Origin of the sequence: Nocardia sp. NPDC019395 (assembly GCF_040632335.1) — a bacterium.
GTDB lineage: Bacteria > Actinomycetota > Actinomycetes > Mycobacteriales > Mycobacteriaceae > Nocardia.
Genome location: NZ_JBEYBT010000013.1, coordinates 21,476 through 48,390, shown reverse-complemented (window position 1 = coordinate 48,390; position 26,915 = coordinate 21,476). Strand labels below are relative to the sequence as shown.

The following is a 26,915-nucleotide window of genomic DNA, read 5'->3' as shown; positions in this document are numbered from 1 at the left end:
AGGCGCGCCGCGCCGGTCCGGTTTCCGAAGGGAAGGTCAGTTCCGATGGTTCAAGAGCCGGGCACCTGGGCCGGTCTGAAGCAGGACGCATCCCAAGATCTCCTGTATTTCGATCCCGCCGCCGCGGTGACCGGCGCAGACGCCGCCAGTCGGATGATCGAACAGATGATGGCTATGAAGGCCGCGATCGGTGACTACGGCCTCGACAGCGTTATCGACCTCACCGGGGGTGTGCTGGGCTCGGGCAAGGAACTTGCCGCGATATACAGCAAGCGGGCCGAGCGGCTCGCCGTCGTTCTGCAGGACCACATCAATATCGGCACCGAAATGGCCAACGCGTTCATCCAGGCCGGGCTCTACTACAAGCGGGTCGAGGAAGAGAACTCGGACGCGCTCGACAAACTCGCCGACTACGACGTACCGACCGAATCATCGGCGGAGATCCCGGTAGCCGACTCCAGATACAGCGATATCGACGTACCCGACGGAGTACCGCACGACGCGGGCCGGCCGGGGACCCAGGACGACTTCCGGTACTACGACGCATACGACGTACCGGATGAACTGCACGACTACGTCGGCCGGCAGGAATCGATATCGCCGGATGCCGTCGGATTGGAAAACAGTGCGGCGCTCGGAATGCCGGAATTCCGTGGGCTCGCGGACAACACGGGATGGGCGATATTCGGGCTGCTGGGGTATTCGGAGGGCTGGTGGCGGCTGGCCGCGAATACCAGAAACGAATTGCAGAAGTTCGAAGAATCCATCGAAAGCATCCAGAACAAGTGGCGCGGTGACGCCGCGGACAAGGCCCGAACCGCTACGAAGAACTACTCGGACGCGATCGCCCCGCTGTGGAAATCGATGTTCTCGATGAGTGAGAACATGCACTACAGCGCCGAATGGCTACGGCGCACAAAGATGTCGATGCCGCATGAAGATCTCAAGTTCAACAGCGATTCGGTCAGGCAGACCGTACTGCGGCGCTACCGCGAGGAGTGGGAGAAGCACTACTCCGACGGTATGAAGAACTCCCTCCGGGAGATGCCGGTGATCGAAGGGCCGATCGCCGAGCCCAAACCGCCACCACCGCCGCCGCCGAACAACGACGAGAACAACAACAACGACGAGAACAACAACAACGGCGGGAACAACAACGGCGGGAACGGAGACGGCAACGGCAGCGGAAGCGGGGGAGGAAGCGACAGCGCGCAGACCCCCGAGGAGGCATACGACGAGGGCTACGACGAAGGGTACGAGAAAGGCTTCGAGGAAGGGTCCCAGCAGGGCGGGGGCAAAGGCGAAGGTCAAGGCGGCGGCCAAGGCCAAGGCAGTGGCGGTCAAGGCGGCGGCGAGGACCAGGGCGGCGGCGAGGGCCAAGGCAGTGGCGAGGGCCAAGGCAGTGGCGAGGGCCAAGGCAGTGGCGGCGGCCAGGGCAGTGGCGACGACCGAGGCCAAGGCCAAGGCGGCGGCCGAGGTGGCAACCAGGGTGGCAACGGCGGGGGCGAGAATACGCCCGATGTACCCAGCTACGACCAGGCGGAGTACGAATCCGACGACAAACCGGCCGGCGATACCCACCAGGAACCCACCGAGAACGAACCCGGCGACACCGGCCAGGGCATTACGGCTCCGGTCACCGGCACCACCATGCCGAAGAATCCCACGGCCGCCGATGTGCTCAGCAAGCTCACCGGTATCCCCAAATCGCAGCTACCCGATTCTCTGAAGAACATCCCGATCACAGGTCAGGACGGCAAGCCAGCGACCCTCGCCGACGCGTTGGCGAAGATCACCGGCATCCCAGTCGACGAGATGCCGCAAGAATTGCAGAACACCCTCCTGAAAGAGCTCTACTCGCAGGATTCGCCGTACGGATCGGATTCCACGCTGTTCGGCGACAAGGCAGAGCCCTCCGGAACCGACGGCAAGGAGCCGGTGCCCGCCGGGGACAAGAGCACGACGCCGATGTCTCCTCTGCTCAGCGAAGACCCCGGCGCGATACCGTCCGGGGATACCTCCGGGCAGAGCAAGAACAGCCTGGACCAGCTGGTGAACATGCTGACTCAGGGGGTCCAGGCGTTCACCCTGAACGGTGCCGGCTCGATGCCGGGAATGGATCAGCTGGCCCGGATGCTGGATCCGGCTCAGCTGCAACAGCATCTGGGCGGCCTGCTGGATCCACAGGTGCCCCAGCCTGCGATGGGTGGTCTCCCCGGCGGCGGAGCCGCGCTTCCGGCCGGCGATTCGTCGCCCCCGGCCCTCGCCCCGTATCCGGGGTCCGAACCCAGCGCCGGTCCCTTCCCCCGGGCCTCCCTCCCTACCCCGGGCGTCGAACTAGCGGGATATTCGGGATCACCGGGCGGTTCGTCGAACCCGGGTGGAATGCCGGGTATGCCGATGATGGGGTCGCCGGGTGCGGGCGCGGGCGCGGCCAGCACACCCGGGCAGACGGGTAACCACACCCCCGGCGAGTTCCTCACTTCCCACGAGAATCTGGACGAGGTCTTCGACGACACCCCGTCCAAGGTGCGTCCGGTGATCGAGCAGTGATTCGTACCTGGGCCCTTACCGACCTCGAATTCGTTATGCTGTGTGAGGAATTCCGCCAGGGCGGCTTGCCGGAACCGTTCACCTACACCAGCCGGACCCGGCTGGCCGCGGACTACCGCAGAGAGAAGGCCGAAACGCTGCGTGCGCTGCACGACCGCGACGATTCCGATCTCTACGCGATGGCCGATGCCATCTCGCGTCCGGATGTCACCATTCTGGCGAAGGCCTGGGATGACCAGAACCCCGAGGAACCCGCCGGCTGGACCCGGGTGCACGCGGTCCGGCAGCGGGCGCGCGGTTTCGTGATCACCCAGCGGCCCGGTGAAACAGTCTGGCACAGCGGCGGTTTCGATGTGACCGCCTGCGACCCGCACGACCTCGCCGAATCGGTCCTGGCCCTGTTTCCCGAAGCGAAGGCAGGCCGGATGCAGCAGATCACGCTGGTCGATCCGGAGGCCGAGCCGGATGCGCGGCCGTACATCCCGCTGATCTCCGATGATGACGAACCCGAGGACGACGAGGCCTACCGCAGTGCCGCCTTCCTCGCGGCACCCGCGACAGCGGCCGGAACTGTCCAGGTCTTCCAGGGCCGCTCCATGTTCGGGCCGCGCGGACGCGTCGATATGGGGATTCGCTGGCGGGATCTGCCCGACGACGGACGCTATGTGATTCCGATGAACCAGGACGTCGAAGTGGCGACCGGGATGGGCACCAAACGAATGATCGAATGGATCCAGGAGCAGGTCGCCGAGGTACTGCTGCGGCTGGACCGGAATCTGGAACACGAGGAGTGAAAGCGGGCTCCGGCCGGAGTGCGGTGCTCGCACCGAGGACGACGCCGACACCGTGGTGGAATGCCGTTCGGCGGTTCTACCCCGAATAGCAAACAGTCAGCATCGATTCCGGATACTATGCGCGCACATCGATGCAATACCTCCGCGATGGTCACGGGATATCGATGCGATCGTCCGGGCCCGCGGCGTCCGGATTTCTGTGTACGACAGCTCCTCCCATCCGCGTGTCATTCGAGCACAGAAGGAACGATGTTCAGAATATTGATCATCAGCGCGGTAGCATCCGCGATCGTGTTCGGCAGCTCCCCGGCCATCTGGGCGAATCCCCACTCGGGCACGGCCCGGCCGGAGGCTGCGGGAAAAACCGGCCCGCACCGGCCGGCCGGTAAAGACGATTCCGTCGCCCAACTCCCCTTCAGCGATCGAGAATTCCTCCGGGCCAGCGCATTCGACGACGAGGATCGCCCCCTCCAGGACGGGGCGATCGCACTCGCCCGCGCTCAATGCGAGTACCTCGACAAAACCGGCAACACCGCGGCGAATCGCACCTACCTCGCCGAGGAAGCACGTCCGTTCGTGGAGTACCCGTACCTCTTCTTGGAAGCGGCGGTCCACTCCTACTGTCCGCGGCACACCGTGCTGAGCTGATCGGAACCGTCCCCGGCGGGAACTCCCGGGACTCCTACGAAGACCGCGGGACCCCACCGTAATGGTGGGGTCCCGCAGTTCCGGAATCAGTTCTTACGACGGGACTTCGGCCCCTTACCCTGCTTCGTCTGTGACCGGGCCGCCTCGCGACGCTGGCGGCGGGTGCCCTGCGGCTGATCGTCGCCACCGTATTCCTCGGCATCGCTGTGCACCGCCGTGCTCCCGCCTTCCGCCGGACCCGAGTAGCTGAGACCCCGCGGACCCGACTGGTCGATACCGCGGGCCCGCAGGGCCGGCGGCGCACCGTTCAGGATCGGCAGTTTCTCGGTCGGGTACTGGCTGCTGGGCGGCAACGGCTGCGCACCGATCGGCGAGCGCAGCCCGCCGTCGACCTGCACACCCTCGGGCTGCGGCTGCTGGACCTCCACCTGGACGTTGAACAGGATGCCGACGGCATCTTCTTTCAAGCCTTCCAGCATGTTCGCGAACATATCGAAGCCCTCGCGCTGGTATTCGACCAGCGGATCACGCTGCGCCATGGCGCGCAGGCCGATGCCCTCCTTGAGATAGTCCATCTCGTAGAGGTGCTCACGCCATTTGCGGTCCAGTACCGACAGCAGCACCTGACGCTCCAGCGTGCGCATACTGCCCTCGCCGGCCAAACCGTCGATTTCGGACTCGCGCTGTTCGTAGGCGGCGTGGGCGTCGTCGAGCAGCGTCTCCCGGAGATCCTCGCGGGTCAGTTCACCGGCCTCGCCGACCGCGGTCTCACCGGTGAGGTCCTGGTGGCTCATGCTCACCGGGTACAGCGTCTTCAGCGCGCCCCACAGTTTGTCCAGGTCCCAGTCCTCCACATAGCCCTCGGCGGTGGCGCCGTCGACATACGCGGTGATCACATCGGTGATCATGCTCTGGACCTGCCCCTCCATATCCTCACCGCGCAGGATCTGGTTGCGCTCGCCGTAGATGACGGTGCGCTGCTGGTTCATGACCTCGTCGTACTTGAGGACATTCTTGCGGATCTCGAAGTTCTGCTGTTCGACCTGGGTCTGCGCGCTCTTGATGGCCTTGGAGACCATCTTCGCCTCGATCGGCACATCGTCGGGCAGATTGAGCCGGGTCATGATCGATTCCAGCGCGGCACCGTTGAACCGCCGCATCAACTCGTCACCCAGCGACAGGTAGAACCGGGATTCGCCCGGATCGCCCTGACGGCCGGAGCGGCCGCGCAGCTGGTTGTCGATACGCCGGGAATCGTGGCGTTCGGTACCCAGCACGTACAGACCGCCGGCCTCCCGCACCGCCTCGGCGTCCTCGGCGACCTGCTTCTTCACCTTCTCCAGGGCATGGCCCCAGTTGGCCTGGTATTCGTCGGGTGTGTTCACCGGGTCCAGCCCCTGCTGGCGCAGCAGAGTGTCGGTGATGATGTCCGGGTTACCGCCGAGCACGATATCGGTACCGCGGCCGGCCATATTCGTCGCGACGGTGACCTGACCGGGACGACCGGCCTCCGCGATGATCTGCGCTTCCTTCTCGTGGAACTTGGCGTTGAGCACGTTGTGCGGAACGCCGCGCTTGGTCAGCTGTTTGGACAGATACTCCGAACGGTCCACGCTGGTGGTACCGATCAGCACCGGCTGCCCGGCTTCGTAGCGTTCCACCACATCGTCGACCACAGCGGCGAATTTCGACTCTTCGGTCTTGTAGATCAGATCCGCCTGGTCGGCCCGGACCATCGGCCGGTTGGTCGGGATCGCGATAACACCGAGGCTGTAGATCTGGTGCAGCTCGGCGGCCTCGGTTTCGGCCGTACCGGTCATACCGGACAGCTTGTCGTAGAGGCGGAAGTAGTTCTGCAAGGTGATCGTGGCCAGGGTCTGGTTCTCCGGCTGGATCTCGACCTCTTCTTTGGCCTCGATCGCCTGATGCATACCCTCGTTGTACCGGCGGCCGACCAGGATGCGCCCGGTGAACTCGTCGACGATGATCACCTCACCGTCCCGGACGATGTAATCCTTGTCCCTGGTGTAGAGCTCCTTGGCCTTGATGGCGTTGTTCAGGTAGCTGACCAGCGGCGAGTTGGCGGCTTCGTACAGGTTGTCGATCCCGAGCTGGTCCTCGACGTACTCCACACCGGCCTCGTGCACACCGATCGTGCGTTTCTTGATATCGACCTCGTAGTGCAGATCCTTTTTCAGCAAAGGCGCAATTCGGGCGAATTCGGCATACCACTTACTGGAGGCATCGGCCGGGCCGGAGATGATCAACGGGGTCCGGGCCTCGTCGATCAGAATGGAGTCGACCTCGTCGACCACGGCGAAATTGTGGCCACGCTGGACGAGATCGTCCAGCGAATGGGTCATATTGTCGCGCAGATAGTCGAAGCCGAATTCGTTGTTCGTCCCGTAGGTGATATCGGCGTTGTAGGCGGCTCGCCGCTCCGCGGGAGTCATCCCGGCCAGGATCGCCCCCACCTCGAGGCCGAGGAAACGGTGCACCCGGCCCATCCATTCGGAGTCACGTTTGGCCAGGTAATCGTTGGTGGTGACGATATGTACGCCGTCGCCGCTGATCGCGTTCAGATAGGCGGGCAGCACCGAGGTCAGGGTTTTGCCCTCACCGGTCTTCATCTCCGCGATATTGCCCAGATGCAGCGCCGCCCCGCCCATGATCTGCACCTTGTAATGCTTCTGCTGCAGGACCCGCCAGGAGGCCTCACGCGCCACGGCGAAAGCCTCGAGGAGCAGGTCGTCGAGGCTTTCACCGTCGGCGTAGCGCTCCCGGAACTCATCGGTTTTGGCCTGTAGCTCGGGGTCGGTGAGCGAGGAGTAATCGTCCTCGAGCTCGATCACTTCGCGCGCGAGATGGGACAGCCGCTTGACCATGCGACCCTCACCAAAACGTAGCAACCTCGACAGTGTCAGCGCAGGCACGAGTCTCGTCAATCCTCTGGGTCGGTTTCGGCTCCGATGTTCGCGGCTGCACGTCCCGGTGACGGGCATGTAGCCACAGCTTGCTTCATGGTAATGCGGCTCCCATGGTAGGCGCCGCCGCGTACCCGGCCACTGTGCCTTCGTCACAATTTTCGACGGCGCCCGGGGTGTGGGGCGATATACCACCACCGGTCGCGGCGCAAGGTACTGAATTCTGTATCGGAAAATCCACACAATGGTGCGGGAACGGCTGCCGACTGGTCACAATGGAGTCCGGATTCCGGACTCCGAAGGGGCAGATACCAGCGTGATAGCCAGGCTGACACCGCAGGACGCCGACTTCTTCCGGCTGGAATCGACCACCCACCCGGTACACATCGGTTCGCTGATCGTCCTGGACAACACCGCCGGCGACGACCGGCTCCTCGATTACCGGGTACTGGTCGATCTGGTCGAATCACGCCTGCCACTGGTTCCCCGATACCGGCGCAAGGTCCGGGAGATCCCGTTGTCGCTGGGGCGGCCGGTCTGGGTCGAGGACAGCCGGTTCGATATCACCTACCACATCCGCCGCTCCGCGCTGCCGTCCCCGGGTAGCGACGATCAGCTGCACGAACTCGTCGCACGGCTGGGCTCACGGCCGCTGGACCCGGCCCGCCCGCTATGGGAGATATACCTGATCGAGGGCCTGGCGGATGGCCGCTGCGCCATCTACACGAAGTCTCATGCCGCCCTGGTGGACGGTGACGCCGCCCTGGAGATCGGCCATGTCGTCGCCGACAATGCCGAATCCCCGCGCGATATCGCCGACGACCGGTGGCAGCCGGGGCGTGAGCCCAGCGATACCGATCTGTTCCTAGGTGCGCTGGGTCATATCGTGGCGCAGCCCGCATCGGCGGTCGAGGTACTGCGCGAGGCCGGCGCGAACGCGGCCGGGCTGATCGGCACGGCGGGCAGAACGCTGGATACCGTGGCGTCGGCGATACGGTCGGCGGCGGGCGGCGCCCCGGACAGTCCGTTGAACGCGCGCACCTGCCGGCAGCGCCGGTTCGCCACCGCGGTGACCGACCTGGCCGACTACAAGCGGGTGCACCAGCACGTCGGCTGCACGATCAACGACGTAATGCTGGCGGTGCTGACCGGTGCGCTACGTAACTGGCTGCTGTCGCGCAACAAAGGAATGACCGAATCGACCGTGCTCCGGGCGGTCGTGCCGATGTCGGGGTACGGCAGCGAACCCCGCGCCGGCCGGACCCTGCCCAGCGAGATAACCCCGCTGCTGATCGATCTGCCGGTGGGCGAACCGAGCCCCGTGATGCGGTTGTCGCATATCGCCCACGCGACTTCCGAGGACGGCCGGCAGCGGCACGCGGTGCGCGCCCGGACGCTGGTGCATCTCGCCGGCTTCGCCCCGGCCAGCCTGCATGCGATGAGTGTCCGGGCGGCGAGTACGTTCGCAGACCATACGTTCAATGTGGTGATCACCAACGCGCCGGGCCCGCAGACGGCTATGTACGTCGGCGGTGCGCGGATGCTGGAGATGTACCCGGTTTCGCCGTTACTGCGCAATCAGGCCACGAGTATCGGGATCACGTCCTACGACGGGCGGGTCTGCTACGGACTCAACGCCGACCGCGAGGCAATGGCCGATATCGAGGTGCTGGCCGCGTCGGTGCCCGAATCGATGGAGGAGATACTCGGTGCCTGCCTCTGACCGCAAGACCATGCGCGTGTACGTGCCGGCTACCGTCGCGATGCTGCGGGAACTCGTGGACAAACGCGAACTCCACGCGATGGGCGGGACGGCCTTCGCGCTCACGCCCGCGCTGCGCGAGGCCTACGCGTCCGGTGACGACGAGGAACTCGCGGAGGTCGCCATGGCGGAGGCGGCACGCGCGTCGCTGCGGCTGCTGGCCGACGACGTCCACAGTTCGGCCACGCCGATGTACCGGCGGGCGGTGATCGCAGTGGATGTCACCGGCGCGACACTGCGCCCGGACCTGGACGACGCGGTGGTGAAACTGGATGGTCCGATCCAGTACAAACGGGTCGGCTCGGTACATATGGACCTCGCCGAGGCCGAATCCGCGGTGGCCAAAGCCGTGGACATCATCGACGCCGCGGACCTGGGCGACGAGGACGCCGAATTCGTCCTCGGCGACGCCGAGGATCACCAGCTCGCCTGGTACGCCACCCAGGAACTGCCGTTCCTCCTCGACTTACTGTGAGGCGTCCGAGCTTTCACCGCCCGATCCACGGACTCATCGGCGACGAGGAGAGCGTCGACACGCTGCCGGGATGAACGGCGGATCGTTGTGACGGCGCACGAACCCAGGCCAACCTACGATGCCGTAACCTGTGGGAAGGCGGTCGCCGACGGTGGCCACGACGACAGAAGGACGAAACGGCACCGATGTTTCTCGATAATGTCCGGGAGTGGCTGGAAGCTCCGGCGGCCGATGTCGCCGAGCGCGGCGGCAGGCTCAACCTGCTGCGCGGGGCGGTGGCCCGGGCGACCACCCCGCTGCTACCCGACGACTATCTGCATCTGGCCAACCCGCTGTGGTCGGCGCGGGAACTGCGCGGCCGGGTGGTGGACGTCCGCAAGGAGACCACGGATTCGGCCACCCTGGTGATCAAGCCGGGCTGGGGTTTCGATTTCCGGTACGAGCCCGGGCAGTACATCGGGATCGGCATCCTGGTCGACGGCCGCTGGCACTGGCGGTCCTATTCGCTCACCAGCCCGCCCGACTGGGACGACCCGCGCTACGGCAAGAAGGTCATCGCCATCGCGGTGAAGGCGATGCCGGAAGGGTTCCTGTCCAGCCATCTGGTGAACGGGGTGACTCCGGGCACCATTGTGCGCCTGGCGGCTCCGCAGGGCGCGTTCGTCCTGCCCTCGCCGCCGCCGCCGAAGGTGCTGTTCCTCACCGCCGGTTCCGGCATAACACCCGTTATGTCGATGCTGCGCGCCCTGGACCGCCGCGACGCGGTGACCGATGTGGTGCATATCCATTCCGCCCGCACCGCCGAGGAGGTGATGTTCGGGGCCGAACTCGAGGATCTGCACCGGCGGTATCCGGGATTCGTCTCGCATATCCATCTCACCGGCGCGAAGGGCAAGTTCGCCCCGGCCGCGCTGGACCAGCTGTACCCGGATTGGCGGCAGCGCCAGACCTGGGCCTGCGGCCCGCTGGGCATGCTCGACGAAATCGAGAAGCACTGGCACGCCGCCGGCCTCGACAACGCGTTGCACGTGGAGCGCTTCGAGGTGGAACGGTCCGCGACCACCGAAGGCGGCGCCGTCACCTTCGGAAAGACCGGGCGCACGGTGACTGCGGACGGGGCCACGACTCTGCTGGAGGCCGGTGAATCCGCCGGAGTTCAGATGCCGTTCGGCTGCCGGATGGGTATCTGCCAGACCTGTGTGGTGACCTTGAGTTCGGGCCGTGCCCGCGATCTGCGCAACGGCGCCGAACGTTTCGAAGGGGAAAAGGTGCAGACGTGCATCTCCGCCGCGGCCGGTGACTGCACCCTCGACGTATAGCCACACCGGCGCCCCCGGCAATTGCCGGGCGCAGGTATTCTCGGGGTGAGTCGCAGGTTGCGTCCCGGCCCGGGAAATCACGTAAAACGTGTTCTCGTTTCCGACGTGTTCCGCTCTCGTCTCCGCATATCGTGCCTACAGAAGGGACGCCGGTGGCCATCACCGACATCAGAGCCTTTGCCCACCTCACGGCCGCGGATGTCGAGACCCTGGGACAGGAACTCGACGGTATCCGCCGCTCGGTCGAGCAATCTCTGGACGAACGCGATGCCCGCTATATCCGGCACACCATCGCCGCCCAGCGCGGCTTGGAGCTCGCGGCCCGCGCCGTGCTGTTCGGCAGCCGCAACCGCTGGGCTTGGCTGGCCGGTACCGCGATGCTGTCCGTCGCCAAGATCATCGAGAATATGGAGCTGGCGCACAACATCAGCCACGGTCAATGGGATTGGATGAACGATCCCGAAATCCACTCCACGAATTGGGAGTGGGATATGACCGGACCGTCGGCACAGTGGCGGCGGGCGCACAACTACTCCCATCACACCTACACCAATGTGCTCGGCATGGACGAGGACCTGGGATTCGGCATTCTGCGGATGACCCGCGACGAACAGTGGCGCCCCCTGCACCTGGTGCAGCCGATCGCCAATATCGTCCTCGCCGCCGCCTTCGAATGGGGTATCGCGCTGCACGATTGGAAGATCGAGAAGCAACTTTCCGGGACCCCCCGCTTCCAGCTCGGAAGCGAACCGAACAAACTGTTCGGCCGCAAGATCGTCCGGCAGGTCGCCAAGGATTTCGTCATCTATCCGGCGATCACCGGGCCCGCCTTCACCGCAACCTTGAAGGCCAATGCCACCGCGAACCTGGTCCGCAACCTGTGGGCCTACGCGGTCATCTTCTGCGGCCATTTCCCCGACGGCGCCGAGAAGTTCACCGAGGAACAGCTCGAGGGCGAGACCCGGGGGGAATGGTATCTGCGCCAGATGCTGGGCAGCGCGAACTTCTCCGCCGGGCCCGTGATGGGTTTTATGAGCGGGAACTTGAGCTACCAGATCGAACATCATCTTTTCCCGGATCTGCCGAGCAACCGCTACCCGGAGGTCGCGGTGGCGGTGCGCCAACTGTGCGAGAAGTACGATCTGCCGTATACGACCGGCTCGCTGGGAAAGCAGTACCTGCTGGCCTTCCGCACCATCCACAAACTGGCACTCCCCGACCGATTCCTGCGGCGCACGGCGGACGACGCTCCGGAAACATCATCCGAGCGCAAATTCACCGGACTCACCTCCCGTCCGGGCGCCGAACACCGGCCGTGGAGTATCGATCCGGAGACCGGTAAACGGCGCGGTTTGAAATCCGCCCTGCACGACGCGAAGGTCGCGCTACGGGCCAAGGCCCAGCACGAGAAAGAAGTGCTGCGTGCCGCCGAGCGGACAGTGCGGGCCAAGGCCCGGCAGGAGCAGGATCTGCTCCGGCGGGCCCGGTACGCGCTGCGGAAAACGAAGACCGCTCAGTCGGCTCGGTAGTCGACGTCCGGTCTGCCCGAAGAGGGGTTTCGCCCTGTCGATTTCGGATGTAACGTCCGCTCCGGACCGGGCGATTATGCAGTCGAGTCCCGATAGTGATCTATAACGTCGATGTTGTCGCTCGGCTTATCACCCGGACTTGGGACATGCAATAGGGCGCACGCCACATTTTCTACTAAAATCTCCAAACCTACGGTGGCGTAACTTACGGTAGGGTAGCCCGCATGGCTATATCGGATGTCAAGGAATACGCGCACCTCACCGAGGCGGACGTCGAAGCACTCGGAGCCGAGTTCGACGCGATTCGCCGGGACATCGAATCGACCCGTGGCGAGCGCGACGCCCGCTATATCCGCAACGTCATCCGATTGCAGCGTGCGCTCGAAATCAGCGGCCGCACAGTCCTTTTCGCCAGCTTCCTACCGCCGGCCTGGCTGGCAGGCGTGGCACTGCTGGGCACCTCCAAGATCATCGAGAACATGGAGATCGGGCATAATGTGATGCACGGCCAGTGGGATTGGATGAACGATCCGGAGATCCACTCCAGCCGCTGGGAATGGGATAACGCGGGCCCGTCCAAACACTGGAAGCACACCCACAACTACCTGCACCACAAGTACACCAACGTGCTCGGAATGGACGACGATATCGGCTACGGGCTGCTCCGGGTCACCCGCGACCAGCGCTGGAAGCCGTTCAATATCGGAAACCCGGTGTACAACCTGATCCTGCAGTCGCTCTTCGAATACGGAGTCGCGATCCAGCATCTGGAACTGGGCAAGGTCGCGGCCGGTAAAGTCGCGCCGGGAACCCCGGAGCGGGCCGAATTCGACCGGAAGGTCGACGAGGCGCTGGCCAAGATCAAACGGCAGGCGTTGAAGGATTACGTCGTCTTCCCGCTGCTGACCGGCCCGTCTTTCTTCCACACCCTCACCGCCAACTTCGCGGCGAACGTCATCCGCAATATCTGGTCCAACGCCGTCATCTTCTGCGGGCACTTCCCGGACGGCGCCGAGAAATTCACCAAGGCCGATATCGACAACGAAACCCACGCCCAGTGGTACCTGCGTCAGATGCTGGGCAGCGCGAATATCTCCGGCGGTAAGCTCATGCATTTCATGACCGGGAACCTCAGCCACCAGATCGAGCACCACCTCTTCCCGGACCTCCCCAGCAACCGGTATGCCGAGGTCGCGGTCCGGGTGCGGGAACTGTGCGATAAGTACGACCTGCCGTACACCACCGGTTCGTTGCCCGTCCAGTACTTCAAGGCGTGGCGGACCATCCTGAAACTGGCACTGCCCAACAAGTATCTCCGCCACACCGCGGATGACGCTCCGGAAACAGCCTCGGAACGTAAATTCGACGGCCGGGCCGTCTCCACCATCGACCCGGTGACCGGAAAACGTCGCGGTCTGCGTACCGCGATAGCGAAGGGGCGGCGGCGAGTCGCCGTATCGTTCGCGCGCTGACGCTCGACGGGTTGCGGTTCGCCGGCACTCCGCTTTCCGCAACGTGGATACCAACCGCAACCCTCGGCGCGCTACTCAGTGGCCGAGTACTACTGATCGGGCCGGCATCGCCTGTCCACGGCCGCCGGTAGTAGCAGGCGACCGGACCGGCCGCCTGCTCGACCTCGTCGTCGACGCACTCCGTCCGCCCCTGGGCCGCTCATACGGGCGCCGGAACCCGAAGAGCGGCGAACGCGCCCGGACAGAGCAGCGGGCAATAGATACTGTTTCTGTGGGTACTGCGGAGATGAGCGTGTACGAGGCAATCAGGACGCGGCGTGATGTCCGGGCCGAGTACACCGGCGAGCTGGTCGACGACGCGGTCCTGTGGCGGATTCTCGAAGCGGCGCATTGCGCACCGAGTGTCGGCAACTCCCAACCGTGGGATTTCGTGCTGGTGCGCAACCGGGCATCGCTGCGGAAATTCGCGGCTCATGTCGCGGAGAAGCGGTTGGAGTTCGCCCGTTCGCTACCGGCCGATCGCGCCCGGACCTTCGACCCGATCAAGATCGAGGGTATCGAGGAGAGCGGAACCGGAATCGTGGTGGTCCACGACGATTCCCGCGGCGGTCCGCATATTCTGGGCCGGGCCTCGGTCCCCGAGACGGGCGTGTACTCCACAATCCTCGCGATCCAGAACCTCTGGCTGGCAGCGACCGCGGAACAGGTCGGTGTCGGGTGGGTGTCGTTCTACGACGCGCCGTTCCTCGCCGAACTCATCGAATTGCCCGCCGGTATCAGGCCGGTGGCCTGGCTCTGTATCGGCCCGGTCAGCGAATTCCAGCGCGTCCCCGATCTCGAACGGTTCGGCTGGCGTCACCGGCGGCCACTGGACGAGGCAGTGCATTTCGAGGGATACCGGAGCAGCCGTACGGAATGAACACGGCCGGCCCTTCGCGGGCCGGCCGACGTCCTTCCGGGCTATGCGAGCCTGATCAGGCCGTAATCGAACGCGTGCCGGCGATACACCACCGACGGACGGTCGCTTTCCTTGTCCTGGAACAGGAAGAAATCGTGGCCTACCAATTCCATCTGGTAGAGCGCGTCATCGACCGTCATCGGAACGGCCGGGTGGACCTTGGTACGCACAATATGGCCGGGACCCTCGTACTCCGGATAGTCCGCGGCGAAATCCGCGCGCTTGGCACTGTGCCGGGAATGGTCGTGGGTGGCATCGAACAGGCCTTCGGTAATGGCGTCATCGGCCAGATCCGCGGTGGCGTCGTGCACCGAAACCGGCGTTTTCTCCCCGTAGTGCACCCGGCGCCGATCCTTGGTGCGGCGCAGCCGGCTCTCGAGTTTGGCTGTGACGGCCTCGAACGCGGCGTAGAAGCTGTCCGCGCAGGCCTCGGCGCGAACAATCGGCCCCTTACCGCGCGCGGTGATCTCCACCCGCTGGCAGTTCTTGCGTTGACGACGATTGCGCTCGTGGAAAAGTTCCACATCGAAAAGGAAGATCGATGGATCGAAGCGTTCCAGCCGGGACAGCTTGTCCGACACATAGACTCGGTAATGGTCGGGCACTTCGACGTTGCGGCCCTTGACCACAATTTCCGCGCGGGTTTCCCGTGGCTGGTCGAGCTGGTCGTCCAACTGCGGCTGGGCTGTGTCCTGAACTGAAGGTCGTGAAGATGTCGTCACGCGTACCTCCCGGATCTGGCCGCGCACCTCCGACGCGCGCGGCGGGATGAAACCATGCCGGCCACGTCCCATCAGTCGGCCGGCACTCGTATCGCAGGCCCACCTCCAAACTCCCGGAACGGGGTGTGTGAACGCGACGCTAGTCCGCGGACCGGACGTTCGCCACTGTTCACGCAAATTTCGAGAGATTCACGCGGCGCAGGTCACCAAGATGTCATCGAGGTATGACCCGGCAGCCGCCATGGCCCGGGCACACGCCAGCGCCGTGGCACCGGTTGTGAGCACATCGTCGATCATGACCACCTGCGCGTTCCCCGCCGCGGCCGGTAGCGGTGCGGCGCTGATCCGACCGCGCAGGTTCCGCTCGCGCTCACGCGCCGAGAGGCCGGCCGAATCGCGGACTCCCCACCAGACTCGCAGACACGGTACAACCTGGCAACCATCCAGCGACCGGGCCGCCGCCCGAGCGCACCGCAGCACCGGATCACCGCCGCGCCGCCGGGCGGATGCCCTCCGGCTCGGCGAGGGTACAAGTATCAGCGACCGGCCCGGTGTCCGCAACTCGGCCAGCCCGGCGGCGAGCGCGAGCCCGAGCGGTCGTACGAGATCGCCTCTGCCACGTTCCTTCACCGCCAGTACGGCCTTGCGCGCGGGCCCGCGGTAGGGACTCAGCGCCCAGCACGGCACTCCCGGATCGTGACGCGGCCGGATCCGGGTCGGCGGACCGGCCACGGTCCGCGCACACTCGGCGCACCACAATGTGCCGGGCCGCCGGCAACCGCCGCATTCGGACGGCAGCACCAGATCCAGAAGCGTCCGCATACCGGCCGAGTATGCCGCCGGGTACCGACACACCCGGCTCGATATCAGCCGGGAAGTATCGGCACCGCGTCCGCGCCGAGGCCGGGGACCTCGCGCCAGTAGGGGTCTCCCCCTTCCGGGGTACGGGTCAATTCAAGAACAGCGCGCGAATCCGCCACGTACTGCCGCTCTACGGAAGCGGTGACCTGGCGGACCGGCGGGGTCAGATTCCGGCCACCCAGCGAGATCAAATCGGAACCATCGATCCGCACGGTGCGCACCGGGTCCACTGTGCCGCTACCGGCGAGGATGATCGTATCGTTGCTGTACCAGTCCAGCGAGACCGCCGGAGTACTCAGTTCTATGGCGATCTGCCGCGGTGCTGTCAGCGCGTAGCTGCCGTCCGGGCGCACCAGCACCAGCGCGATATATACCTTCCCATCGGCGATCAACGCCGCGGTGACCCCGTCGCGAGAGATCCGGAGTTCGGTGATCGGCGCTTGGATCGGCGTGGACGACCCTCCGTCGAACAGTTGAGCGGTGTCCACCCCCTCGGGTAATACTGTGCCGGTCTCACCGTTGGTGACCGCCCGGATCACCCGGTTACCGTCGACAACCGCCCAGGCCTCGCTACCATCCGCAGTCCAGGACGGACGGGTGATGGTGCCGCCGTCCGCGACCGGGAAGACCTCACCGCCGTCGCTACCCATCATCAGGATGCGCTGCGGCTGCGGCGGCGCCCGGCCCGCGTCGGCCACCGCGGCGATCCTTTTGCCGTCCGGCGACAGACCCACCGATTCCAGGTTCTGCACGGTGCCGAAATAACCGGGCGCCGGTTTCGGGCCGCCGTCGGCGTCGACCTCGACCAGCGTTCCGTCGCGTAACGCGTGCAGCGGGATCTGGGCCTCCGGTTGCACCGCATCGGCAATCGGGCCCAGATCGGTGACCGACCAGCCGCCGTCGGCGAACCGCTCGTCCAGCGGGCGCCCGTCGGACAGCAGAATGTAGGGACCGAGCACCTCGGCGGCGGACAGGGTCAGTATCACCTGCGCGGCGAACAGTTCGCGATCACGCGGGGACAGCTGATCGATACCGGAGAAGTCGATCCGGACGCCGCCGAGACCGACTCCCACCCCGACCGGATCACCGTTGGCCTTGGTAAGCGGACCCCGCACCGCGACCGGTGGACTCAGATAATTACGCACCACCGGCGCGATATAGGGCTGGGGGCCGGCGATCAGCATATCGATCAGCCGCCGCGCCAAATCGTCCGGACGAACGACCGAGATCCAGCGCAGATCCGGGACCACGTGCCGGCCGTCGCCGGAGACGAAATACAACGCCTGCCGCCGATAGGACTGGCTGAACGCGCTGTACTCCATGACCACACCGTCGGGGAGTTCATCGATCCGCCATTGGCCGTCGACCAGGGTCATCTCGATTTTGTCCTCGATGATCCCGTCCGCTACGTGGTAGGACCCGTCCTCGGCGAGTTCACCTACCTTACGAGCACGCAGGACATAGGTCGCCTCGGTCTCGGTGCGGGACTCGCGCAGCGTATCCGCGCGTTCGACGATGACATGCGAATCCTCGTCGTTCCACTGCGTGGACGCGGCCGGGGTCATGTACTGCCGGGCAGCCAGATGACCGTCCGCGGGATCGGCGGTGGCCTGCAGAAAATCGCGCAGCAGCAGATCCGGGTCACGGCCGGGGCTGGGGGGCAACGGCCGCTCGGCGGACGGTTCCTGGTTGATCGTGCCGAGAGCCTGGGGTTGGGAGGAGTCCGGCAGGCTCGCGCAACCGGCGACCACCACCATCGCCACAATGGCGAGGAGCGCCGTGATGAGGCTGGACTCCGCGCGGCCGCTGGGCGAGTCCGGGCGGCGGTGTGGGGGGCGCAGGGTCATGATTTCTGGTCTCCGGTGTCTGTGAACACGGGCCCGTCCGGTGCCGGCCCGGCGGCCGCCGGGCCATTCGGATTCACATCGGAATCTTTTGCAGGCGTATCGGTTTCCGGGGCAGAACCTTCGGATTCGGTATCGACCGGGGGGCCGGCGCGGCCTGCGCTGTCATCGGACCTGCCCGCACCGGCCTGCTCGCCGGTGCCGGACGATGCCGGGTCCGGCTCCGCCGCGGCCGCGGGCCGGGGGGCCCACGGTTCGGTCTCGGACACCGGAGGTCCCAGTTCCACCCGTTCGCCGGCACCCTGTTCGCCCTCACCGTCCGGGCGGCGGGGCGCTTTGCGCATCCCCGGTTCCAGCGGCAGCGGGCTGCGGCCCAGCTTCTGGCCGCGGACCAGCGGCAGGGTCAGCCGGAAACTCGCACCGACATTGGGGCGGCCCCAAGCCTCGAGTTTTCCGTCGTGCAGATTCGCGTCCTCGACACTGATCGACAGTCCGAGCCCGGTACCGCCGGAGCGGCGCATCCGCGACGGATCGGAACGCCAGAACCTGCTGAAGACCAGCTTCTCCTCGCCCGGCCGCAATCCGACACCCTGATCCCGCACCACCACCGCCAGCGCGTTGGCCTCCGTGTCACCGCGCATCCGGATGAGTACGGGTTTACCCTCGCTGTGGTCGATGGCATTGGCCAGCAGATTACGCAGCACGCGCTCCACCCGGCGCGGATCGACCTCGGCGACCACCGGCTCCTCCGGCAGATCGATCACCACCTCGACGGCGGCGTCGCGGGCGAGATGGCGCACAGTGGAGATCGCGGCGCGCACGCACATCCGCACATCCAGCGATTCCACCTGGAGTTCCGCGACACCGGCATCGTGGCGGGAGATCTCGAGCAGATCGTTCAGCAGGCCTTCGAACCGGTCCAGCTCGGTCACGAGCAGTTCGGCGCTACGGGCCAATGCGGGATCCAGATCGTCGCTACTGCCGTGGATCAGATCCGCGGCCATCCGCACCGTGGTCAGCGGGGTACGCAACTCGTGGCTGACATCGGAGGTGAAGCGACGCTGCAGATTGCCGAATTCCTCGAGCTGGTTGATCTGGTTGGACAGGCTCTCGGCCATTTCGTTGAACGCCTTGGCGAGCCGGGCGATATCGTCGTCGCCGCGCACCAGCATGCGTTCTTTGAGACGGCCGTCGGCGAATCGCCCGGCGATCCGGGCCGCGGACCGGATAGGCAGTACGACCTGGCGGGTGACCAGTGCGGTTATCGCGGCGAGGAGGATCAACAGCACCGCGCCGCCGACCATCATGGTGCCGCGCATCAGCGACAAGCTGCGTTCCTCGTTACCCAGGGGGAAGATCAGGTAGATCTCCAGCGTGGGCACTTCGGCGCTGGGACTGCCGATGATCAGCGCCCGGCCGTGATAACCGTCCGGATCGTCGACAGTGGCGAACTGGTAGCTCACCTGGTTGCGCTGGACGAACCGGCGCAGCGAATCGGGCACTTCCTGGACGGGGCCGGCGGTGATCAGCTGCTGCGGCGCACCGCCGATCATGCTGAGCGCCGAATCGAAGCTGCCCGCGGCGCCGCCGGACCGGCTGTCGCGCCGGTTGGACAATGAGTCACGGGCATCGGACAGGCGCTGCTGCTGGCTGGTGACATCGTGCACCCCGGCGAGTTGCCCCTCCACGGTGTTACGGACCCGGTCCATCTCCTCGACGCCGGCGTTGATCTTGGCATCCAGCAGCCGGTCGGTGATCTGGCTGGTCAGCACCACGCCCAGCACGGTGATGACGATCAGCGACAGCGTCAGCGTCGAGACGATGACGCGCAGCTGCAGCGAGCGCCGCCAGAGCAGCCCCAGCGATTTACCGACGTGCTGAAACCATTCGTTGACCGGAACCAGCGCCTGCCGCAACCGGGCCGCCGGCCCGCTCCCGCCCGGATCGGAACGTGTGCGGGACCCTTGATGGTCGCGCAAGTTACCGCCTCCGGGCCCTGCGGGCAGCGGAGCGGATCACGGCGGACCGGCCTTGTATCCCACGCCCCGCACGGTCAGGACGATCTCCGGATTCTCCGGATCCTTCTCGACCTTGGCGCGTAATCGCTGCACATGAACGTTCACCAGCCGGGTATCGGCCGCATGCCGGTAGCCCCAGACCTGTTCGAGCAGCACCTCGCGGGTGAAAACCTGCCGGGGTTTGCGCGCGAGCGCCACCAGCAGATCGAATTCCAGCGGGGTCAGTGAGATCTGCGCGCCCTCGCGGGTGACCTTGTGCGCGGGCACATCGATCACGATATCGGCGATATTGAGCAGTTCGGCCGGTTCTTCCTCGGTGCGGCGCAGCCGCGCCCGCACCCGCGCGACCAGTTCCTTCGGCTTGAACGGTTTGACGATGTAGTCGTCGGCGCCGGATTCGAGACCGAGCACCACATCGACGGTGTCGGTCTTCGCGGTGAGCATCACGATCGGCACACCCGAATCGGCACGCAGGACCCGGCATACGTCGATACCGTTCATCCCCGGCAGCATCAGGTCCAGCAGGACCAGATCGGGCCGGATCTCACGGACCGCCGACAGGGCCTGGGTGCCGTCGCCGACCACGTGCGGGTCGAAACCCTCGCCCCGCAGGACGATGGTGAGCATCTCCGCGAGGGCCATATCGTCGTCGACGACCAGAATCTTCGGCTTCATAGTTACTATGTTGTCATCTCCCGGGCTCGTAACGGGTCGCCACGCCACACAATGGCGCGTTCCCGCCGGATATCCAACACTAATTCGTTGCCGATGCGGCGAGCCGCGCGGCCAATGCCTTCATTTCGCCGGTGCGCGGGCCGGATCCTTCTTCGCTGGGCCGGAAAACCCACCAGGTTCCATACCAATCGCGCCGAGCGAGATCACGGTACACCGCGGCCGTTCTTTCCTGTAATCCACCATCGCGTTCATAGGCATCCAACTCCCTGGACGCATCGAGTTCGCCGCGCCGCCGGGCACGTTGGGCCGCGACCTCGACCGGTACATCCAGCAGCAACTGCACCCGCGGCACCGGAAGTTCGAACCGGCCGAATTCCAATTCCCCCACCCACCGCACGATTTCCCCGTCGGACGATTGGCCCAGCCGGGCCGCGTTGTACGCCGCATTCGAGGCGACATAGCGGTCCAGGACGACCACATCGTTGCCGGCCAGTAATTTCGCCAGATCGTCGGCCGCGGCGGCCCGGTCGAGTGCGAACAGAACGGCCATGGCGTTCACCGAACCGGCCAGATCGCCGTGCGCGCCGCGCAGTGCTTCGGCGGCCAGATCGGCATGCACCGACCGGCCGTATCGCGGGAAGGCCAGGGTGTCGGCACGTAACCCGAGCCCCTCGAGCTCGGCCACCAGATCGGCGATCAGTGTCCGTTTACCCGCACCGTCGAGGCCTTCCACCGAGACCAGCACTCCCATGATGAGCACCCTACTCGGACAGCCGCGCCCGCCTGCCGAGGCAGGCGGGCGCGACCGGAGACCGGAAAGGGAGCCGGATCAGTAGCGGTAGTGCTCCGGCTTGTACGGGCCTTCGACATCGACATTGATGTACTCGGCCTGGTCCTTGCTGAGCTTGGTCAGCGTGCCCCCCAGCGCCTCCACGTGGATGCGGGCGACCTTCTCGTCCAGCACCTTGGGCAGGCGATAGACCTCGTTGTCGTATTCCTCCGGCTTGGTCCACAGTTCGATCTGCGCGATCACCTGATTGGAGAAGCTGTTGCTCATCACGAACGACGGATGCCCGGTGGCGTTGCCCAGATTGAGCAGCCGCCCCTCGGACAGCACGATGATGGATTTACCGGAATCGCCGAACGTCCACAGGTCGACCTGAGGTTTGATATTCAACTTGGTCGCGCCGGAGCGTTCCAGGCCCGCCATATCGATTTCGTTGTCGAAATGGCCGATATTGCCCAGAATGGCCTGATCCTTCATCGCCCGCATGTGGTCGAGGGTGATGATGTCCTTGTTCCCGGTCGAGGTGATGACGATATCCGCGTCGGCGATGGCCTGCTCCACGGTCACCACATCGAAGCCGTCCATCAGCCCCTGCAGCGCGTTGATCGGGTCGATCTCGGTGACCTGCACCCGGGCACCCTGCCCGGCCAGCGATTCCGCACAGCCCTTGCCGACATCGCCGTAGCCGCAGATCAGCACCTTCTTGCCGCCGATCAGCACATCGGTGCCGCGGTTGATGCCGTCGATCAGCGAATGCCGGGTGCCGTATTTGTTGTCGAACTTGGACTTGGTGACCGAATCGTTCACGTTGATCGCCGGGAAGGTGAGTTCACCCGCGGCAGCGAACTGGTACAGCCGCAGCACGCCGGTGGTGGTCTCCTCGGTGACACCCTTGACGCTCTCGGCGATCGCGGACCATTTACCTTTATCGGTCTCGAACCGCTCACGCAGCAGGTTCAAGAACACGGTGTATTCGGCGGAGTGTTCCTCGTCGGCGGGCGGCACCACGCCGGACTTCTCGAACTGGGCGCCGCGCAGCACCAGCATGGTGGCGTCGCCACCGTCGTCGAGGATCATATTGGCCGGCTCGCCGGGCCAGGTGAGCATCTGTTCAGCGGCCCACCAGTACTCCTCCAGCGTCTCCCCCTTCCAGGCGAAGACCGGGGTGCCCGCGGGCTCCTCCACGGTGCCGTGCGGCCCCACGACCACCGCTGCCGCGGCATGGTCCTGGGTGGAGAAGATATTGCAGGAGGCCCAGCGGACCTCGGCGCCCAGTGCGGTGAGGGTTTCGATCAGCACGGCGGTCTGCACGGTCATATGCAGCGAGCCGGAGATACGAGCACCCTTCAGCGGCGCGACGTCGGCGTATTCGCGACGCAGGGCCATCAGCCCGGGCATCTCGTGTTCGGCCAGCCGGATCTCCTTGCGGCCGAAATCGGCCAGCGACAGATCCGCGACCTTGTATTCGACGCCGTTGCGGCTATCGGTGCTCAGCGATGTGCGAGGCAATTCGGAGGTCGTCATCAGCGTGGATCAGCCTTCTCTCGTTATCGGTCTCGATCGCAAGGCTAGCCGGTTCGGTGCCCCCGCGGTCCGGCCGTACCGGTCGGCCCCGGTACCGGGCGTGCACGTGCACGGCACGCCCGCGGTTCAGCCGGTGACCATCCCCGGGCCGGTCGGTGCGGCCTCGATCGCCCGCCGCTTCCGGGGGCCGAGATTGATGCGGGTGAGATCGCCGTCGTAGTGCGCGAGCACCCGTTTGTCCATGACCCGATGCCACAGCGGCGGGATCACCGCGAGGACCACCATGGCCGCGTACCCGGCGGGCAGTTGCGGTGCCTCCTCGGAACTGCGCAGGGTCTGGTACCGGCGACCGGGGTTGGCATGGTGGTCGCTGTGGCGCTGCAGATGGAACAGGAAGATATTGGTGACGAGACGGTCGCTGTTCCAGCTGTCGCGTGCGGTGCAGCGCCCGTATCGTCCGTTGGGGCGCCGTTCCCGCAGCAGTCCGTAGTGCTCGATGTAGTTGACGGTTTCCAGCAGACCGGCGCCGAGGACCGCTTGCAGCAACAGATACGGGAAGATCTGCCAGCCGAAGACCAGCATCAGACTCCCGAACAGCACCACGGTCATCGCCCAGGCCTGCAGGATATGGTTGCGCGGACTCCACCAGCCATTTCCCGTCCGGCGCAGCCGTAACCGCTCGAGCCGCAGCGCGGAGCGGAAACCGCCGACCACACTGCGCGGCAGGAATTCCCACAGGCTCTCGCCGAACCGGGCGCTGGCCGGATCCTCCGGCGTAGCGACCCGGACATGGTGGCCCCGGTTGTGCTCGACGAAGAAATGCCCGTAGCCGGATTGTGCCAGGGCGACCTTGGCCAGCCACCGTTCCAGGCGCTCGACGCGATGCCCGAGTTCATGGGCGGCGTTGATCCCGATACCGGAGACCAGTCCGAGCGTGCCGGCGAGGCCGATCTTGTCGGCGATGCTGAGTTCGCTGCCGGCCCACAGGTATCCGGCCAAGGTGAGCCCGACCAGCTGAATGGGCAGGAAGAGGTAGGTGCACCACCGGTAATAGCGGTCGTTGGAGAGAGTCTCGTAGTCCTCGTCGCGCGGATTCGTCCCGTCGTCGCCGACCAGGATGTCGAGCAACGGGATGGCCACCAGGACCATGATCGGCCCGATCCACCAGAACACCTCGAGGCCGGTATGCAGCACCAGCTGGGAGGGCAGCAGCGCACACGCGGGAGCGAGCAGACCGAGGATCCACAGATGGCGCTTGGGATCGGCCGATCCGGCCGACTTGCCAACCAATTGCACGTTTGCCCCGCTATTGAATACCGAACTTGCAGCGGGCTACATATTGGCAGACCCCGCGTCTCTATTGCGTCATTGTTCGGCCCAAACGTGGGGACTGTTACATGCCACAACCGTACCCAGGGGGCAGAACGGGCCGAGGTCCCGTCCTCGCACGGCCGCCGGTATCGGCCGAGGACCCGCCCGGCCCGGCTGCGTGGCGGTCATCCGGAACCCGGTTCGGGCGTCGCGCGTTCGGCGAGCACCGCGGCCACGTAGGGACTGAAGACCCGGGCGAGTTCGGCCGGGGCGTCGTGCCCGGGCCCGGGCGGCGTGGGTATGTAGCTGATCGCCAGCCGTACCAGCGCGTGGGCGAAGGTATCGGCTTGCGCCGGAGTGGGTGCCACCCAGCTGCGTTGCATCACCCCGGAGAGCCGTTCGGTGGCATGCCCGATCAGCGGTCCGGCGTCGAGAGTGATGAGGCGGAGTAGATCGAGTTTGACTTCACCGAGCAACAAAGACTGCACCAGCGGGTCCTGGGCGGCGTCCCGGAAATAGCTCGCGAGGCCTTCGCGAATGGAGGCGTCGGCGTCACCGATATTGGCGGCCAGCGCGGTCTCCACGTGATCGACGAGATCGTCGGCCAGGCGCACGGCGTAGGCCTCGGCCAGACCACCGCGCGAGCCGAATTCGTTGTAGAGCGTCTGCCGGCTCACCCCGGCACCGGCCGCCACATCGGTGAGCGTGATCTTCGACCAGTCACGCTGTCCGAGCAGTCCGCGCATCGCGTCGAGAATGGTGGTGCGCAGCAACTCATGCGCAGACCCCTGAGCCGATTTCCGGGATCCGGTAGCGGTCATAGCAGCGACCCTGGCACGTTCCACCTGCACGAGTCAAAGTTTCAAGTTCGTTCGATCTCGACCATGAAGAAATCCGCCTTCGCGGCGCCGCAGTCGGGACACGTCCAGTCGTCCGGGATATCCGACCAGCGGGTACCCGGCGCGATACCGTCGTCCGGCCAGCCCTGGGCCTCGTCGTATTCGAAACCGCACTGGGCACATTGATAGAGCTTGTATTCGGTCATCGGAGTGAACGGCCTTTCGTCGAGCGGCGCCCGCCCGGGTCAGGAACGGGCGGGCACCGGTTCGAAATCGATCTTTTCCCGGACCGCGCAGTCCGGACAGCACCAGTCGTCGGGCACGGCGGACCACGGTGTCCCCAGTGGAAAACCCTCGTGCGGCGCACCTGCCACCTCGTCGTAGATGTACTCGCAGACCGGGCAGCGGTAGGCGCTCATCCGGTAGCCCCCGGGGTCGCCGTCCGGTATCGAGCGAGTATTCGGTCCCGCTGGGGCGGATGGATATTGGCGCGGGTGATATCGCCGTCGTAGTGCGCCAGCACGCGTTTGTCCATCACCCGCCGCCACAGCGGCGGAAAGTAGGCGAGCAGGATCATGCTCGCGTAGCCGCTGGGCAGCTCCGGCGCCTGCTCCCAGCTGCGCAATATCTGATAGCGGCGGGTCGGATAGGCGTGGTGATCGCTGTGCCGCTGCAGGTGGTAGAGGAAGATATTGGTCACCAGATGGTCGCTGTTCCAGCTGTGCGTGGGCGCGGGACGTTCGTACCGCCCGGAGGGAGTGCGCTGCCGGACCAGCCCGTAGTGTTCGAGGTAGTTCACCGCCTCCAGCAGGCTGAATCCCACCACCGCCTGCAGCAGCAGATAGGGCAGCAGTTCCGGGCCGAACACGGCGGCGAGCGCGGCGTACAAAACCACGGTGAGGAGCCAGGCGGTGAGCACATCGTTACGCAGGCTCCACGGCCCGGAATCCAGACGCCGCAGCCGCGTGCGTTCCAGGTCCCACGCCGAACGCACGCTCCCCCAGACGGTCCGCGGCCAGAACGCCCAGAAGCTTTCGCCGAAGCGGGCGCTGGCCGGGTCCTCGGGGGTGGCGACCCGCACGTGATGGCCGCGGTTGTGCTCGATATAGAAATGGCCGTATCCGGTTTGTGCCAGGGCGATCCGCGAGAGGCGGCGTTCCAGACCCACTTTCTTGTGCCCGAGTTCGTGCGCCGTGTTGATCCCGATCCCGCCGATCACCCCTACCGTGAGCGCCAGTCCGATCTTGTCGGCGACCTGCAGTCCGCCGTCGACACCGAGCCAGTTCAGATCGCCGGCGGTGATCAGGTAGCAGGCCGCGAACAGGGTGGCGTACTGGCACGGCAGGTACAGATAGGTGAGGTAGCGGTAGTACCGGTCGTTCTCCAGCGCTGTCATCACCTCGTCCGGCGGGTTGGACCCGTCCGCGCCGAAGGCGAGGTCCGCGATCGGGATGACGATATAGAGCAGCACCGGGCCGAGCCAGTACGGGATATGGGCGAGGCCGTGCCAGCCGATGGCGTTGAGGCCCCAGATCAGTGGTAGGCCGATGGTGAACAAGCCGGTGGGCGCGAACAGCCCCCACAACCACAGGTATCGCTTGGGATCCCGCCAGGTTTCCGGCGGAGCCGATTCGTCGGGCACGGCAGACATCGCTGTCTCACTTCCTCACGCCGCGCTGTGATGCGCGCAACAATCAGCACCGACCATAGGCGCGAAGAAGCCCCGAAGTGGACATTTTTATTGATCTGTAAACCTCGGATCCGCGCTCGACCCCGGCGTTACCGGCGCCGCCGGACCCGGACACCACCGGTGGCCAGGACCGATGCCGCCGACCGCCCAGGCAGCCGCGGGCCGTGTTGTCAACGGCGCACGACAGGCCGGCACCGGCACGAGCCCCCA

General features: G+C 65.6%; 22 protein-coding genes. 9 read left to right on the top strand and 13 right to left on the bottom strand.

The features are described from left to right. Nucleotides 1-45: 45 nt before the first annotated feature. The 3 genes from ABZ827_RS23790 (at nt 46) to ABZ827_RS23780 (ending at nt 3,995) form a co-directional block, all read left to right on the top strand. A complete protein-coding gene (locus tag ABZ827_RS23790) occupies nt 46-2,553 on the top strand; it encodes a hypothetical protein (protein WP_357240492.1) in 2,508 nt (835 codons plus the stop codon). After that, nucleotides 2,550-3,347 carry an ESX secretion-associated protein EspG gene (locus tag ABZ827_RS23785; RefSeq protein WP_357240489.1) on the top strand — a complete coding sequence of 266 codons (798 nt, stop codon included), beginning with the start codon at nt 2,550-2,552 and terminating at the stop codon, nt 3,345-3,347. Before ABZ827_RS23790 ends, ABZ827_RS23785 begins: the two co-directional genes overlap by 4 nt. Nucleotides 3,348-3,596: 249 nt before the next feature. Then, nucleotides 3,597-3,995, top strand: coding sequence for a hypothetical protein (locus ABZ827_RS23780; RefSeq protein ID WP_357240486.1), 399 nt, complete (start codon nt 3,597-3,599; stop codon nt 3,993-3,995). A gap of 86 nt (nt 3,996-4,081) precedes the next feature. Here ABZ827_RS23780 and secA read toward each other — a convergent pair whose 3' ends face one another. Continuing rightward, nucleotides 4,082-6,928 (bottom strand): preprotein translocase subunit SecA, encoded by a 2,847-nt coding sequence (secA, locus tag ABZ827_RS23775; protein WP_357240483.1) that lies wholly within the window; start codon nt 6,926-6,928, stop codon nt 4,082-4,084. A 307-nt stretch (nt 6,929-7,235) separates the two neighbouring features. Between secA and ABZ827_RS23770 the strand changes: the two genes are divergently transcribed. The 6 genes from ABZ827_RS23770 to bluB all read left to right on the top strand — a co-directional run bounded on the left by ABZ827_RS23770 (nt 7,236) and on the right by bluB (nt 14,395). Next, entirely contained in the window at nt 7,236-8,642 is a 1,407-nt protein-coding gene (locus ABZ827_RS23770) for a wax ester/triacylglycerol synthase family O-acyltransferase (protein WP_357240480.1), read from the top strand. Between the two features lie 10 nt (nt 8,643-8,652). Beyond that, nucleotides 8,653-9,156 carry a hypothetical protein gene (locus ABZ827_RS23765; protein ID WP_357240709.1) on the top strand — a complete coding sequence of 168 codons (504 nt, stop codon included), beginning with the start codon at nt 8,653-8,655 and terminating at the stop codon, nt 9,154-9,156. A gap of 185 nt (nt 9,157-9,341) precedes the next feature. Beyond that, nucleotides 9,342-10,475 carry a ferredoxin reductase gene (locus ABZ827_RS23760; protein WP_357240477.1) on the top strand — a complete coding sequence of 378 codons (1,134 nt, stop codon included), beginning with the start codon at nt 9,342-9,344 and terminating at the stop codon, nt 10,473-10,475. 152 nt (nt 10,476-10,627) lie between these two features. Beyond that, nucleotides 10,628-12,004 carry a fatty acid desaturase gene (locus ABZ827_RS23755; RefSeq protein ID WP_357240474.1) on the top strand — a complete coding sequence of 459 codons (1,377 nt, stop codon included), beginning with the start codon at nt 10,628-10,630 and terminating at the stop codon, nt 12,002-12,004. Between the two features lie 224 nt (nt 12,005-12,228). Continuing rightward, nucleotides 12,229-13,476 (top strand): fatty acid desaturase, encoded by a 1,248-nt coding sequence (locus tag ABZ827_RS23750; protein ID WP_357240471.1) that lies wholly within the window; start codon nt 12,229-12,231, stop codon nt 13,474-13,476. Between the two features lie 271 nt (nt 13,477-13,747). Beyond that, nucleotides 13,748-14,395, top strand: coding sequence for a 5,6-dimethylbenzimidazole synthase (bluB, locus tag ABZ827_RS23745; protein ID WP_357240468.1), 648 nt, complete (start codon nt 13,748-13,750; stop codon nt 14,393-14,395). Nucleotides 14,396-14,436: 41 nt separating this feature from the next. Here the strand turns inward: bluB and raiA are convergent, their stop codons facing one another. The 12 genes from raiA to ABZ827_RS23685 form a co-directional block, all read right to left on the bottom strand. Beyond that, nucleotides 14,437-15,108 (bottom strand): ribosome-associated translation inhibitor RaiA, encoded by a 672-nt coding sequence (gene raiA / locus ABZ827_RS23740; RefSeq protein ID WP_357240706.1) that lies wholly within the window; start codon nt 15,106-15,108, stop codon nt 14,437-14,439. Nucleotides 15,109-15,345: 237 nt separating this feature from the next. Continuing rightward, complete coding sequence (locus ABZ827_RS23735) at nt 15,346-15,978, bottom strand: ComF family protein (protein ID WP_357240465.1); 633 nt, start codon at nt 15,976-15,978, stop codon at nt 15,346-15,348. Nucleotides 15,979-16,022: 44 nt separating this feature from the next. Then, nucleotides 16,023-17,864 (bottom strand): MtrAB system accessory lipoprotein LpqB, encoded by a 1,842-nt coding sequence (gene lpqB, locus ABZ827_RS23730; RefSeq protein ID WP_357240462.1) that lies wholly within the window; start codon nt 17,862-17,864, stop codon nt 16,023-16,025. Then, nucleotides 17,861-19,765 (bottom strand): MtrAB system histidine kinase MtrB, encoded by a 1,905-nt coding sequence (gene mtrB, locus ABZ827_RS23725; protein ID WP_357240704.1) that lies wholly within the window; start codon nt 19,763-19,765, stop codon nt 17,861-17,863. Before mtrB ends, lpqB begins: the two co-directional genes overlap by 4 nt. 111 nt (nt 19,766-19,876) lie before the next feature. Next, complete coding sequence (mtrA, locus tag ABZ827_RS23720) at nt 19,877-20,563, bottom strand: MtrAB system response regulator MtrA (protein WP_174372438.1); 687 nt, start codon at nt 20,561-20,563, stop codon at nt 19,877-19,879. A gap of 70 nt (nt 20,564-20,633) precedes the next feature. Beyond that, nucleotides 20,634-21,305, bottom strand: coding sequence for a dTMP kinase (locus ABZ827_RS23715; RefSeq protein WP_357240460.1), 672 nt, complete (start codon nt 21,303-21,305; stop codon nt 20,634-20,636). Nucleotides 21,306-21,383: 78 nt separating this feature from the next. Further along, on the bottom strand, nt 21,384-22,865 hold the full coding sequence (ahcY, locus tag ABZ827_RS23710) for an adenosylhomocysteinase (RefSeq protein ID WP_357240458.1): 1,482 nt from the start codon (nt 22,863-22,865) through the stop codon (nt 21,384-21,386). Nucleotides 22,866-22,991: 126 nt separating this feature from the next. Beyond that, entirely contained in the window at nt 22,992-24,161 is a 1,170-nt protein-coding gene (locus ABZ827_RS23705; protein ID WP_357240456.1) for an alkane 1-monooxygenase, read from the bottom strand. Between the two features lie 200 nt (nt 24,162-24,361). Beyond that, nucleotides 24,362-24,997 carry a TetR family transcriptional regulator gene (locus ABZ827_RS23700; protein ID WP_357240453.1) on the bottom strand — a complete coding sequence of 212 codons (636 nt, stop codon included), beginning with the start codon at nt 24,995-24,997 and terminating at the stop codon, nt 24,362-24,364. Nucleotides 24,998-25,038: 41 nt separating this feature from the next. Next, the gene (locus ABZ827_RS23695; RefSeq protein WP_357240450.1) at nt 25,039-25,221 is read right to left on the bottom strand and encodes a rubredoxin; all 183 of its coding nucleotides are present in this window, start codon (nt 25,219-25,221) and stop codon (nt 25,039-25,041) included. Between the two features lie 39 nt (nt 25,222-25,260). Continuing rightward, complete coding sequence (locus tag ABZ827_RS23690) at nt 25,261-25,434, bottom strand: rubredoxin (protein ID WP_357240447.1); 174 nt, start codon at nt 25,432-25,434, stop codon at nt 25,261-25,263. After that, nucleotides 25,431-26,666 (bottom strand): alkane 1-monooxygenase, encoded by a 1,236-nt coding sequence (locus tag ABZ827_RS23685; protein WP_357240444.1) that lies wholly within the window; start codon nt 26,664-26,666, stop codon nt 25,431-25,433. The genes ABZ827_RS23690 and ABZ827_RS23685 overlap by 4 nt, the downstream gene beginning before the upstream one ends. Nucleotides 26,667-26,915 lie beyond the last annotated feature (249 nt).

Excerpts from the sequence above, each read along its gene's own strand:
- ABZ827_RS23790 (WP_357240492.1), top strand. The coding sequence starts at position 46 with ATGGTTCAAGAGCCGGGCACCTGGGCCGGTCTGAAGCAGGACGCATCC.
- ahcY (WP_357240458.1), bottom strand. The coding sequence starts at position 22,865 with ATGACGACCTCCGAATTGCCTCGCACATCGCTGAGCACCGATAGCCGC.
- ABZ827_RS23765 (WP_357240709.1), top strand. The coding sequence starts at position 8,653 with ATGCGCGTGTACGTGCCGGCTACCGTCGCGATGCTGCGGGAACTCGTG.
- ABZ827_RS23750 (WP_357240471.1), top strand. The coding sequence starts at position 12,229 with ATGGCTATATCGGATGTCAAGGAATACGCGCACCTCACCGAGGCGGAC.
- ABZ827_RS23685 (WP_357240444.1), bottom strand. The coding sequence starts at position 26,666 with ATGTCTGCCGTGCCCGACGAATCGGCTCCGCCGGAAACCTGGCGGGAT.
- lpqB (WP_357240462.1), bottom strand. The coding sequence starts at position 17,864 with ATGACCCTGCGCCCCCCACACCGCCGCCCGGACTCGCCCAGCGGCCGC.
- ABZ827_RS23780 (WP_357240486.1), top strand. The coding sequence starts at position 3,597 with ATGTTCAGAATATTGATCATCAGCGCGGTAGCATCCGCGATCGTGTTC.
- ABZ827_RS23760 (WP_357240477.1), top strand. The coding sequence starts at position 9,342 with ATGTTTCTCGATAATGTCCGGGAGTGGCTGGAAGCTCCGGCGGCCGAT.
- ABZ827_RS23690 (WP_357240447.1), bottom strand. The coding sequence starts at position 25,434 with ATGAGCGCCTACCGCTGCCCGGTCTGCGAGTACATCTACGACGAGGTG.
- ABZ827_RS23715 (WP_357240460.1), bottom strand. The coding sequence starts at position 21,305 with ATGGGAGTGCTGGTCTCGGTGGAAGGCCTCGACGGTGCGGGTAAACGG.
- ABZ827_RS23735 (WP_357240465.1), bottom strand. The coding sequence starts at position 15,978 with ATGCGGACGCTTCTGGATCTGGTGCTGCCGTCCGAATGCGGCGGTTGC.
- ABZ827_RS23700 (WP_357240453.1), bottom strand. The coding sequence starts at position 24,997 with ATGACCGCTACCGGATCCCGGAAATCGGCTCAGGGGTCTGCGCATGAG.
- ABZ827_RS23695 (WP_357240450.1), bottom strand. The coding sequence starts at position 25,221 with ATGACCGAATACAAGCTCTATCAATGTGCCCAGTGCGGTTTCGAATAC.